The sequence below is a fragment of the Paenarthrobacter sp. TYUT067 genome, assembly GCF_023656375.1.
Classification (GTDB): Bacteria; Actinomycetota; Actinomycetes; order Actinomycetales; family Micrococcaceae; genus Arthrobacter.
In genome coordinates this window covers 113,404-126,422 of record NZ_JAMOIT010000001.1, presented here as the reverse complement: position 1 = coordinate 126,422, position 13,019 = coordinate 113,404, and the positions used below count along the sequence as shown (strand labels likewise).

General features: G+C 63.7%; 5 protein-coding genes and 1 tRNA gene. 3 read left to right on the top strand and 3 right to left on the bottom strand.

Going from position 1 to position 13,019, the window contains the following annotated elements; all coding sequences use genetic code 11:
• Window positions 1–74 precede the first annotated feature (74 nt).
• Window positions 75–2,240 carry a RecQ family ATP-dependent DNA helicase gene (locus MOD31_RS00530; RefSeq protein ID WP_142936597.1) on the top strand — a complete coding sequence of 722 codons (2,166 nt, stop codon included), beginning with the start codon at window positions 75–77 and terminating at the stop codon, window positions 2,238–2,240.
• A gap of 129 nt (window positions 2,241–2,369) precedes the next feature.
• A complete protein-coding gene (locus MOD31_RS00525; RefSeq protein WP_166842886.1) occupies window positions 2,370–3,800 on the top strand; it encodes an MFS transporter in 1,431 nt (476 codons plus the stop codon).
• A gap of 38 nt (window positions 3,801–3,838) precedes the next feature.
• On the opposite strand, the gene MOD31_RS00520 is transcribed toward MOD31_RS00525, so the two are convergent.
• Together MOD31_RS00520 and MOD31_RS00515 are read right to left on the bottom strand one after the other, a co-directional pair.
• Window positions 3,839–3,926: transfer RNA gene (locus tag MOD31_RS00520), tRNA-Ser, on the bottom strand.
• 176 nt (window positions 3,927–4,102) lie between these two features.
• Entirely contained in the window at window positions 4,103–6,331 is a 2,229-nt protein-coding gene (locus MOD31_RS00515; protein ID WP_250819586.1) for a prolyl oligopeptidase family protein, read from the bottom strand.
• Window positions 6,332–6,391: 60 nt separating this feature from the next.
• Between MOD31_RS00515 and MOD31_RS00510 the strand changes: the two genes are divergently transcribed.
• Window positions 6,392–8,329 (top strand): FAD/NAD(P)-binding protein, encoded by a 1,938-nt coding sequence (locus MOD31_RS00510; protein ID WP_250819585.1) that lies wholly within the window; start codon window positions 6,392–6,394, stop codon window positions 8,327–8,329.
• 95 nt (window positions 8,330–8,424) lie between these two features.
• Here MOD31_RS00510 and MOD31_RS00505 read toward each other — a convergent pair whose 3' ends face one another.
• Window positions 8,425–12,948 (bottom strand): ExeM/NucH family extracellular endonuclease, encoded by a 4,524-nt coding sequence (locus tag MOD31_RS00505; protein WP_250819684.1) that lies wholly within the window; start codon window positions 12,946–12,948, stop codon window positions 8,425–8,427.
• Window positions 12,949–13,019: the final 71 nt, after the last annotated feature.

The window sequence follows — 13,019 nt, the reverse complement described above, 5'->3', positions numbered from 1 at the left end:
CCTGTGGATAGTGTTTGTCCACATAGCAGGGCAACCGGGTTCTGGCTGTCAGGGTCGGCTGGAATACTTGGTTGATGGCCAACAACTCTCCAATCGCTGCCGTTTCCGTGCAATCCCCTACTCATCAGCAGGCGCTGGCGTGCCTTCGTGAGCTGGTGGGCCACCCCGAAGCGCAGTTCCATGACGGACAGTATGAAGCCATCGAGGCCTTGGTGGACGCGGGCCGCCGGGCTCTGGTGGTTCAGCGCACCGGTTGGGGTAAGTCAGCCGTTTACTTCGTGGCGTCATTGCTGCTGCGTCGGCGCGGTGCAGGACCAACGCTCATTGTCTCGCCCTTGCTTGCCCTGATGCGCGACCAAGTGGCCGCTGCAGCCCGGGCCGGGGTGCGGGCCGTCGCCATCAACTCCGCGAACGCCCTGGAATGGGATACGGTGCTGGCCCAGCTGGCCGCGGACGAGGTAGATGTCCTACTTGTCTCCCCGGAACGGCTCACCAACCCTTCGTTCAGGGAGAACCAGCTACCGGAGCTCATCCGTCGGACCGGCCTCCTGGTGATTGACGAGGCTCACTGCATTTCGGACTGGGGACACGACTTCCGCCCTGATTACCGGCGCATTGCGGACCTCATTGCCCAATTGCCGGACTCTGTTCCAGTCCTGGCCACCACGGCCACTGCCAATTCCAGGGTGGTTCATGACATCGAGGAACAGTTGGGTGCGGGGGTGCTTACCATCCGTGGCGCGCTGGGCCGCGAATCACTGCGACTCGGTGTCCTGACGCTGCCCGACTCCCGGGACCGTCTCGGATGGCTCCTGACACATCTTGCTGACATGCCCGGAAGCGGCATTATCTACACGCTTACTGTCTCGGCAGCAGAGGACACTGCGCGGCTCCTTGCGGAGGCCGGACACAACGTCCTGTCCTACACGGGACGAACGGACCCCTCAGACCGGGAGCGCGCCGAGCAACTGCTCAAGGACAACCAAGTGAAAGCCCTCGTGGCCACTTCAGCACTGGGCATGGGCTTCGACAAACCTGATCTGGGTTTCGTGATCCACCTGGGTGCTCCGTCTTCTCCGGTTGCCTATTACCAACAGGTGGGCCGCGCAGGCCGTGGCGCAGCCAACGCGGATGTCCTGCTACTGCCGGGGTCCGAAGACCGCGAAATCTGGCAGTATTTCGCTACAGCGTCCATGCCGTCGGCCGAGAAAGCCGGCGCCGTGCTGAGCGTACTGGGGGAGGCCGGGTCCGCCCTTTCCACGGTCGCTCTGGAAGCCCGTGTAGACCTCCGCCGAACACCATTGGAGTTGCTCCTCAAAGTCCTGGCGGTTGATGGCGCCGTGGAACGTGTTGGGGGTGGTTGGCGATCCACCGGCATGCCGTGGAACTACGACGCCGAGCGCTATGCGCGTATCGCCGAGGCCCGGGTGGACGAGCAGGATTCCATGGTGATCTACCAGGACACAGCCGGCTGCCGCATGGAGTTCATCACCTCCGTCCTGGATGACGAAACAGCTGCCGCTTGCGGCCGCTGCGACAACTGCGCCGGGCGTTGGTTCCCCGTGGATGTGGCGGCTTCGGCGGCCGATGCAGCGGGTCAAACTCTTCGGCGCGCGGGCATAGCCGTTGAGCCTCGCCTTCAATGGCCCAGCGGAATGGACCGGCTGGGCGTGGCGGTCAAAGGAAAGATCAAGCCGGATGAGAGCGTCTCCGAGGGGCGGATCCTTGCCAGGCTTACCGACCTTGGTTGGGGCGGTGCGTTGAGGGAGTTGTTCGCCGCTGGGGCTCCGGACCGCGCCGTGGATCCTGCCATGCTGCAGGCCTGCGTCCACGTCCTGCGCGAGTGGTCGGGTGCCGAAGGCGGAACTCCATGGAGCGGCGTCGGGCGGCCCGCGGCAGTGGTCAGCATCCCGTCCAGGAGCAAGCCCCTGCTGGTTGAGTCCTTGGCACAGGGAATTGCCGGGATAGGACGGATGCCTTACCTGGGCCAGTTGCAGCCGCACCACGGAGGCCCAACCGGTGCGCGTGGCGGCAACAGCGCCTACAGGTTGGCCGGTGTGTGGGACCGCCTCGTTGTGGGTCCCGAACTCGCCCAGGCGTTGGCTGGTACGGGAGGGCAGCCCGTGTTGCTGGTAGACGACATCGTTGACAGCCGCTGGACCATGACCGTATCGGCCCGTGCCTTGCGCCAAGCCGGCGTGAGCGCCGTGCTCCCGCTGGCTCTGGCTCAGGCGGGCTAGTACAGCTAGGGTTCGCCCCACCTGTAGAACTACGTCATGTTGTGATCGCTCCCACTCTGCGTCTATAGGATCGAGCAAACACGCCTGCTTCCCCGTCGCAGGTCACCAGCCAGATCTTGGACCGGAGCCATGAGCACAAAACCCAACACCGACGTCGGAGCGGCAAACGAAACCAGCTGGCGGCCGCGCCTGGCCCTGTTGGTTGCGGCAACGTTCTTCATGGAGTTCCTCGACGGCACCATCCTTACCACTGCTATCCCCAGCATCGCCTCGGACTTCAGGGTGGCGCCAGCGGACATCAACATCACCATGACCGCCTATTTAGTGACCGTGGCCATGGGCATCCCTTTGAGCAGTTGGCTTGCCGAGCGGTTCGGCGCCCGCAGGATCTTCTGTCTGGCGATATCGGTATTCACCGTTGCCTCCTTGCTCTGCGCCATCAGCTCGGACTTGACCATGCTGACTCTTAGCCGCGTTGCCCAGGGCATGGGCGGAGCCATGATGGTTCCCGTGGGAACTCTGGTGGTCCTGAGGGGCACCCCCAAATCGGAGCTCCTCCGCGCCACCGCATATCTGGTTTGGCCTGGCCTGCTGGCTCCGGTCCTGGCACCGATGGTGGGCGGCGCACTGACCACGTTCCTGTCATGGCACTGGATCTTCATCATCAATGTCCCTTTGGGCCTTGCCGCCTTCCTTGCAGCGCTCAGGTTGGTGCCGCGAACAACGTTTGACGCCAAGCGCCGCCTCGACTGGTTCGGGCTTCTCCTCACCACACTTGGCGTGGGCGCCCTGGTGGTGGGGCTGGAGACCTTGGGAGGGCACGCGTCCAATGTGCTTGCTGTGGTGGTGGTCGCCGCTGGGGTGCTGTCCTTGGCGGGGGCAGTCTGGTGGATGAGGAAAGCCAGCGTTCCCCTGTTCAACCTCAGCGTCTTTGGCACCAGGACTTTCAGGGCTACCTCCACGGGTGGGTTTATCTACCGGTTGACCATAAGTTCGGTCCCGTTCTTGTTGCCCTTGATGTTCCAGGACGGATTTGGCTGGGACCCGCTGAAGGCAGGGGTGATGGTGGCGGCGGTTTTCGTGGGCAACATCGGGATCAAACCGGCCACCACGCCTCTGATCAGGCGCTTCGGGTTCAAACCAGTACTCGTTTTCGCATCCTTTGCCTCCGCGGTGACCTTCGCGTTGTGCGCCTTCCTGGATGCCCAAACACCCGAGCCGTTGATATTCACGCTGCTGCTGTTCAGCGGTGCGTTCCGCTCCATCGGCTTCTCCGCCTACGCTTCGGTGCAGTACGCGGACATCATCCCCGGTCAGTTGCCCTCAGCCAATGCCATCTCCGCAACGCTTGTTCAGTTGGCGGCGGCAGCAGGCATCGCGGTGGGCGCCCTGTTTCTGCGTCTGTTCGAAACCACGCAGGTGTTCGGGGCCGATCACGTGGCGGCCTACAAGGGGGCGTTCATTGCCATGGCTGTCCTGATGCTGATCAGCACAGTGGACAGCCTGACCCTTCACCGTCACGCCGGGGCCGAGGTCAGCGGCGGAGCAAAGCGCAATTAAACGCAAAAGGTCCCGGTTCGAAAACCGGGACCAATTCGCGGAGACGGGGGGATTTGAACCCCCGGTGGAGTTGTGCCCCACACTTCATTAGCAGTGAAGCCCATTCGGCCGCTCTGGCACGTCTCCCTTTGCTATTGCTAGCCCACCAAGGATACGCAGAACGAGCCGTTCAGCGCAAAACGTCCCGGCCAAGCCGTACATTTCGATGGTTCCCTGCCAGACATGCCGTGCGCGCGGCACTCTCAGCAGGGAACCATCGAAGCGGGGGCCGGGGCCGAGGCCGGCGCAGGGGGCCCTGGGTGTCAGTGGCTCCCAGCCAGCGAACGCCACAGGAAGTGGTTGCTCCGGGCCTGAAGCGCTGCAGCCTGCCTGTTGTCGGAGGCTCCCGCGTGGCCGCCTTCCAACGCTTCATGGAACCAGACGTTCGGGATGCCCATGGCCTGCATGCGCGCTGCCATTTTGCGGGCTTGGACAGGACCCACCCGGTCATCCGAGGTGGCAGTCCAGATGAAGGTTTCCGGGTATTCCACGCCGTCGTGAAGCAAGTGGTACGGCGAGAAGGTGCGGATGAACTCCCATTGCGCCGGGACATCCGGGTCGCCATATTCGGCAATCCAGGAGTAACCGGCGGAGAGCTTGGTGTAGCGGCGCATGTCCAGGAGCGGCACTCCGCAGGACACGGCGCCGAACAATTCGGGGTACTGGGTCAGCATGTTTCCCACCAGGAGCCCGCCGTTGGAACCACCGACGCAACCGAGCCGGCGCCGGCTGGTAACGCCACGAGAGATGAGGTCCTTCGCTACGGCGGCGAAGTCCTCGTAGGCACGGTGTCGGTTTTCCTTAAGGGCCGCGCGGTGCCAGGAGGGACCGTATTCGCCGCCTCCGCGGATGTTGGCAACCACGTAAACGCCGCCACGCGAGTGGGCGGCAGCTCCGTCGTCGGACGCTGCGCCCGAGGTCCGGCGCTCAAGCCAGGCCCGGCCTACCGTTCCGCTGTACGCGGGGGTCCGGGAAACTTCGAAGCCTCCATAGCCGGAGAGCTGCGTGGGGTTCTGGCCGTCCAACACCAGATCTTTCGAAGCAACCTGGAAGTACGGCACGCGGGTGCCGTCAGCAGACTCCGCGAAGTGTTGCTGGACTTCGTAGTCGGCTTCGGTAAAGAACGACGGCGACCGCTTCACTTCGGCGTGGCGGCTACCCACCCCGGAGCCCCCGGAAGAGGCTGCAATAAGTGTTCCTCGAGTCAACGTCGTCGGCGTGGTGAAGCCCGTGGCCACCAGCCAGAAGTCGTTGCCTTCAGCGCCGGTGTCTTCGTCGTCCACGGCGTAGGCATTGACGTCGTGCAGGGGAGGGCAGGCGTCCAGGACAGTGGATGCCCACACCCCATCGGAGTCAACAACAGACGGGTCAAGCACGCGGATCTCGGAGGAGACATCGCGCAGGAGGTTCAGCAGGAGGTAGTCCTTGGTCCAGCTCCAGGACTGCAGAGACGTGTGGGCATCCGGCGTGAACAGGACCAGCAGAGAACGGGTCCCTGCCAGATAGGAGTCGAAGTCGGCGGCCAGCAAGGAACCGGCAGGGTAGACAACGCCGGCAACCTCCCAGTCTTTTTGCGGGCGGAACAGCAGCCAGTCCCGGTGGGCGCTGATGTTCACGTCGGTGGGAACGTCGATTGCCACCCACGTGTCGTCGCGCCGCAGGGATGTGGTGCGGTTGTAGAAGTCGATGTAGTCCACGGCGAAAGTCCGCTCGTAACCCGGGGTGGAGTCGTGGGCCACCATGGCCAGCATGTGGTCCTCGGGGATTTCGAAGAGGCGCTCAGCGTCGGCCAGGGACTGGCCGCGGCGGAGCTTAACACCGGTACGCGCATAGGACGACGATGTGGCGGGCAGGCCTTCGGCTGTGCTGGAGACCAGCAAAGTGTCGGCGTCCAGCCAGCTGACGTTGCCTTTGGCTGTGGGCAGGTCAAAGCCACCCTCCACGAAGGTGCGGGATTCGACGTCGAACTCGCGGTGGCGGTCCGCGTCGCCGCCGTCGGGGGAGAGCGAAACCATGGCCAGGCGGTACTCGGAGCCGTCGTCCGGACGGAGGAAACCGGCCCCATGGAACACCCACTCGACGCCTTCAGCGGCGGCGAGGGCGTCGACGTCCAGCAGAACGTCCCACTCGGGTTCCTCGGTGAGGTAGCTTTCCCAGGTGGTGCGGCGCCAGAGGCCCTTGGGGTGTTCCTGGTCTTTCCAGAAGTTGTAGTAGAAATCGCCGCGTTTGGAGACCATTGCGATGCGATCGGTGGAGTCGAGGACCTCCAGGATGCCGGCCTCAACGGCCTCGTATTCGGCGTCCTCCAGCAATTCCTCGGTGCGGGCATTCTGCTCGCGGACCCACGCCAGTTGCTCTTCGCCGTGGATGTCCTCAAGCCAGACGTTTTCGTCCGTTGGCTCAGGTGCAACGTCCGCTGCATGCCGCGGGCTGCGGGCCTGCGCGGTCTCGTTGTTGGGAAGTGGCGATTGATCAGCTTCTGTGGTGGTCATCGCCCCATCCAAGCAACACTCTTCGACGGTAAGCAAGTCACGCAGAAGTTAGGCTTGAGCGTGGCTAAATCGCAGACCAAACGTGTTGCCCTGATTGGGGCCGGCCCTCGGGGCACCAGTGTCCTTGAGAGGTTGCTCGCGAATTGGGCTGCGGACACACAGCCAGGGGCCACCCTTCGTATCGAAGTTGTGGACCCTTACCCGGCCGGTTCGGGTCACGTGTGGCAGCCGGAGCAGTCCCGGCTGTACCTGATGAACACGCAGTCTTTCTATCCCACGCTCATCCCCGAGGACTCTGAGCTCGCACCGCCGCTCGCGGGTGGTTCGTTTGATCAGTGGCGGGAGGCCCGTCGTCGTGATGGCATGGGACTGAACGACGCCGAGAAGGCGGAGCTGGCCACTCTCGAATCGCACGACTTCCCCAGCCGGGCACTGTACGGACGGTACCTTCGCCAAACGTTGGCGGGCTTGCTGGAACGGCTGCCCGACGGCGTCGAGGTCACCTTCCATCAGACACTTGCCCTTGCGGCGCGCCCGGTTGAGGACGGATTCGACGTCGAACTCGCCAACGGCGGCACGCTCACCGTCGGTTCCGTGGTCCTCGCGCTGGGCCACATCGAGTCCCGGCTAAGTCCTGAGCAGCGCTCTTTCAAGAGTGCCGCGGACGAGCAGGGCCTGCTGTACTTCCCGCCTGCTCCACCGGCTGACGTTGATTGGCAGGCTGTGCCGGACAATGAACCTGTGCTGGTCCGGGGCATGGGCTTGAACTTCTTTGACGTCATGGGTCAATTGACGGAGGGTCGTGGCGGCAAGTTCGTTGAGGCCAGCTCACCCGGCGCCGGTGTGCTCGAATACCGGCCCTCGGGCCGGGAGCCAAGGATCATTGCGGCATCCCGCAGGGGCACCCCGTACCGGGCCAAGGCGGGCTTGGCGGGCTACTACCCCAGCAGCATCACCATGCGCTACCTGACAGAAGACGCCGTGGACCGGTTCCGTGCGGCTGGCATCCAGCCCGGGTTTGATCATGACCTCTGGCCGTTGCTTCACCGCGATGCGCTGTGGGCCTACTACTCAACGCTTGCCCGGTCCCAGCCCGCCGCGATCAAGGATCCCGCGCAGTTCCTCGCCGATCTTGAGGATGCGCTCCAACCGCATGCGCACACCACTGCGAACTGGGAAATTGAGGTGGGGAACCTCGTTGAAAAACACGTTGCCGCGTCCCGCCGGCTGAATTTGAGAGGGCTCGCAGCACCGCTCGCGGGCCGGACTTTCGCTTCCCGGAGCGAGCTGGACGCCGTTATCACGGCCTACCTTGATGATGATGCCCGCCGCTCGGCGCTGGGCGAGGCGGACCCCGTCAAGATGGCCATCGGGGCTCTCCACACCGGCCGGGCCATCCTCAAATCCGTGGTGGCGGATGGCGGGATCACCGATGAATCCTGGCTGGCGGGTTTGCGGGGCTGGTTCGAGTCATTCGTTGAAGGTCTGGCCAGCGGAGCGCCTGCGCTGCGTTCGGAGCAGTTGGCCGCTTTGGCGCGTGCCGGCGTCGTAAGTTTTGTTGGCCCGGACCCGAAGTTCAGTGTGGACCGCGGGGCCAGGGTGTTCCGGGCGGTGTCTCCTTGGGTTCATGACTCCCCGGTGGAAGCGCGGACACTTGTGGAGGCGATGTCGCCGGCCAACAGGGTGGGCATCAACCTCTCGCCCTTGCTGGAGCAGCTTATGGCAGATGGTTTGGTGCGCACCAAGATCATGATGAGTGTTGAGGGAACGCCCATGCAGACCACCGGGCTTGATGTGGAACCGCACCCCTACAGGCCCTTGGCAGCCAACGGATCCGTCACGGAGGACTTGTATGTCCTGGGCCTCCAACTGTCAGCTTCACAGTGGGGTACGGCCATTGCCGCGGAAGCGAGGCCGCGCACCGGCCCGGCCTACGCGAGCGGACAACGGACCCTTCGCGATGCGGACGAGATTGCCCGGAGCATTCTGGGCCGCTAACGACCCGGGGCGCCACAACGTTCAAACAGCAGCGGGGCCTCTCACCAACAACGCGGTGAGAGGCCCTGCTTTTCATGGTCACGCTAAGGAGCGGGTCAGCCCCTCAGGCACCGCTGATACTCCAGCCATGCAAACGCGTACCTGAGCCATCCCGCAATGTCGTACCACTTTGACGGCTTGGTAGGCGCGGTGCACTGCGGCGGATTCGGGCCGCTCTCTGCCACCTGTACCAGCGCCTTCACTACGGTTCCGCTTTCGACGGCGGTGAGCACCAAGGTTCCGGTGCCTGCAGCTGCCGCTGCGGGAACCTTGAGGTCCACAGTGGCGCTTCCCGCGGTCACGGGGACCGAGCCGAGCGCTATCGCTGCACCCTTGGAATCTACGAACACAGCGTTCAGCGTTGCGTTGGCCGGGCTGCCGATGGAGGTGAGGTTCAGCTTGGAGACCGCCAGAGCCATGGAGTCTCCGGCCTTCACCTCAGGCGCCGTGGAGTTGGCCACCGCAACAGAGCGGCGTGCGAAGTCCGGGGACACGGGCTTGTGTGCCTGCAGGTACTTGATCCACGCATCGCGGTCCACCAGGCCAGTGTCCTTGGTGTTGCTGCCTTCCTTGAAAATCCGGAAGTTGTCACCTCCGGTAGCCAGGAAGCTGAAGGTCCCGATCCTGTACTGCTTGGCAGGATCAATCACGGCTCCGTTCACCCAGATGCCGGTGATACGGTCCCCGGCGGGGCGAGCGGCGTCGTAGGTGTAATTAACGTTCTTGGACACACCCAGCTGCTGGTAGGGACGGCTGGGGATGGTGCCGTCGGCGTTGGTCTGCCACTGCTGCTCCAGGAGCGTCTTGAACTGCGCGCCGGTTAGGGACGTGGTCCAAAGGTTGTTCACGAACGGCAGGACGGCGTTGGCTTCGGCGTAGGTGATGGTGCCATCGGGCGCGTAGTACAGCTCATTACGCAGGCCGCCGGGGTTTACGACGCCGATCTCCGCCGCACCCAGTTCAGGCGCCTTGAGCGTGTCCACCAGTGAGTCCGCTACCAGGTTGCCCAGCGTGGACTCACTCGCGCGATCGTCCCGCTTAGGGGCGCCGCCCGCCGGATCCGGGGTGAAGGCGGTGGTGATATCAGCGGTTACTGCGCCAACGGGCTGGTTGCCAATGACGGCAGCCTCCGCGAGGGCCTTGTCCACGATGGTCTTCACAGCGGCCACCCGCGGGTAGGCAGCAACGAGGCTGTCCGCGGTATCGGTTGTCCGGTCTACGATTGCGGCCTTGTAAGCGGTCACTGTTTTGCTTGCCGTGTCCACTGTGAGGGTCACGGTTCCCACGTTTTCACCGTAGTTACCGGTCTGCACGATCGGGCGGGTCTTGCCGGTGGGCTGACCGCTGGCGTTCAGGATCGGAGCGTCCCAGGCATACTCCTTGTGGGTGTGTCCCGTGAAAATCGCGGCGACGTCAGGAGTGGTTTCGTTGACCAGTTTGGCGAACGGCCCGCCGGCTGCAACTTCCTGTTCCAACGTGGCACCTTCGGGCGTTCCGGAGGCCGCGCCGTCGTGGTTTTCCACGATGATGAGGTCTGCCAGGTTGTCGGCCTTGATCTTCGCGGCCACCCGGTTGATGGCTTCCACAGGATCGCCGAACTCCAGATCCGCAATTCCGGCCGGCGTCACCAGGGAAGGAACTTCCTGCGTCACAGTACCGATCACTGCCACCCGCATGCCGTTCATGTCCAGCACCTTGTACTCCGGCAGGACCGGTGTGGTGGTGCCCTTCTGATAGACGTTCGCACCCAAGTAGGCGAACTTCGCGTTGGTACCTCCAGCGACGACGCGGTCGCGCAGGTCCGCCCAACCGCCGTCGAACTCGTGGTTGCCCACAGCGGAAGCCTGCAATTCGAGCGCGTTCAAGACGTCAATGGTGGGCTGGTCCTTCGCTACTGCGGAAGCGAAGAGGGAAGCACCGATGTTGTCGCCGGCGGAAATGAAGGCCGTAGCGCCGGGAGCTGCTGCCGCACGGAGCTTCTCGACTGTTCCGGCGAAGAGGACTGTGTTGGAGTCGATCCGGCCGTGGAAGTCGTTGATACCCAGGAACTGCAGGTCAACAGTTGCCGGTTCGTCGGCAGTCAGGTTCAGGCCCACCACCACGGGGTCGTGGTCGCTGGCCCGGAACTCGTCACCGGCATAGTAGTTGGTCACATTGTTGTTATACCTGCTGTACTCCAGCGCGACGGACTCCACGGAGTTGATGTTCCAGATGTCAGTTCCGGTGACCACTTTGTGGGCGGCCGGGGAGGCGAGGATATGGTCCAGGGAGCCGACCATGCCACCGAACAGGTAGGAGTGCTTGCCGGTGCCGGCTTCCAGGTCCGTGTAGCCGGCGCCCGTCAGGACGTTGATGGGATCTTCTTTGGAGTAGGCGTTGAAGTCACCAATGAGGAAGACCTTGTCTGTGCCTTTCGAGGCCTGAAGGTCCTTGGAGAAGGCCAGCAGGGATTCGGCCTGCTTGGTACGGGCGATGTTCGAGGCGCCCTGGCCCTTGTCAGTGTCATCCGGGGTCGCTGCCGAGCCCTTGGACTTGAAGTGGTTCACGATCGCGATGAACTTCTTGTCATCGTCTCCGCCAACTGGCTTGAAGACTTGCGCGAGGGGCTTGCGGGCACTTGCGAAAGCCACGGTGTCATTGTGGATGATGGACTCACCCACGGGCTCGGCCACGGCTTTCTTGTAGATGAATGCTGTACGGATCATGTCCTCGTCGCTCAGCGGGGGAGCGTTGGCGGGAGTGCGCACGTAGTCCCAAACACCGGGTGTCTTGACGTTGAGGGCATCCACCAGCTTGGACAAGGCGTCGTCGCGGTTCTTGCCGAACTGTGCCGAGTTCTCGATTTCCTCGAGGGATACGACGTCGGCGCCGGACTTGGTGATGGCTGTGACGATCTTGCTCTGCTGGCGCTCAAAGTTCTCCGCGTTGGCAGCACCGCGGGCGTTGCAGCCCTCTTTGACCGTGATCGGGTTGCCGTCGCGATCGGTGTAGAAGACACAGCCTGCCAGCTGGTCACCGGTGGTGGGGAAGTAGTTCAGCACGTTGAAGGAGGCCAGTTTGAGGTTGCCACCTACGTCAGCGGGGCCTGTTGGCCTGCTGGCGGTGAAGCTCGCGGGCTGGACGGAGTCAGCGTTGGCCGCTGTCAGGGCGGTCAGTGGCTGGAACTTCCAGGAGTTGTTGCCGTAGCCCAGAATGACGTCGGTCCGGAACTTTGCGGGTGAGCCGACACGGACAGGGTCGGACGTGGTCAGGTACGGAAGTTGCTGGGCCTTGGTGGAGGCGTCCTTCAAGAAATTGGTGGACGCGCCGTCGTCGAGCTTGATACCGCGCAGGGCGTTGTCCGCCACCACAGCGGCGTACTCCGGCGAGCCATAGGTGGCCACCGCAGTGGGCTGCACCAGAGGGGATGTACCGGCTGCGAGGCCGATCTCGCCATACTGGTTCAGGGAGTAGTTGTCCGTCACCGTGAAGTCACCCTGTGGAGCCAGGAGCATGCCCTCCAGGCTTTCCCGCGCGGCCTCGTTGGCAGGCAAGGTGAACGGAGTGGACTTGACCTCCGGTGCCGCTTCGGTGAGCTTCTTCAATCCTGCACCCTCAACGGTGAGCTGGGTCTGGTTGGCGAATTCACTGACCACACCGGTGAGTTGGAGGTAGTCGCCGGGTTGGACCGTGGCCGTCGTCGAGGGTGAATAGACGAACAATGCGTCCGACGCCGTCCTGGCCGCCCCCGCGTTGTCCCCGCCGCTCCCGGCGGTTTGGACGTAGTAGCCGTTGAAACCGCCGGTCGCATAGACAGCAGTGACCTTGCCGCTGGTTGTCACGGTGCTGCCCACAAACGGACTGGCCGGGCCGGTTCCCTGGATCTCGGCGATGGCCTTAACCCCGGGCTCGGGCTGGGGGTCGACGGGCGGTGTTCCGCCGCCGTTGGAGGCGGTGGGGGTGATGGTGGCGCTGAGGCTGAAGTCCGCCGCGTTGGAGTCGGTGTCCGCACCATTGATGCGGTTGAGGCTCCTAACGTCCGAGTTGACCGTGGGTGCGGTGGCAACGGCGGTCTCAAAGGTGTTGGACGTGCCGTAGCCCAGAAGGTCAGCGATGGCTGCGTTGCCCGTCACCGACCCCGTTGGAAGGGGAGTGACGGCAGTGGCCTGTTTGGCCAGGACCAGGGTTCCCGTGGTTCCGCTGGGGTTAAGCGTGCCGGTTGCCTGAACATCGGCAGCGGGTAGATCCGGCGCCGTTGATGTGCCGCTATTGGTGGCACCCTTGACCAGGAAGTACCCCTTGGCGGGAATGCTGCCTGTCAATGGGGTGACACCCGTGGGTGCTGCCGTAGCCGTGGCAGACCTGTACTGCAGGGACCATCCGGCCAGGCTGACCGGCGCGTCCGAGGAGTTGTACAGCTCCACGAACTTGTTCTTGAAGGCCGCGCCGTTGCTCCCGCCGCTGAGGTAGGCCTCGTTGATCACCACCGGGGAGGTACCGGCGGCGGCAGGATCGTCCGCTGCCATGGCCGGGAGGGCCGTCAGCGGGGCCGCGAGCAACCCCATTGACAGGACCGTTCCCGCCAAGGATTTCCTATGCATAAATTTCATCCGCTTGAACTTTCATCAGTGAGCTCTGTGGAGCTCCATGAATGGCGCCCACTGTCTTGTGA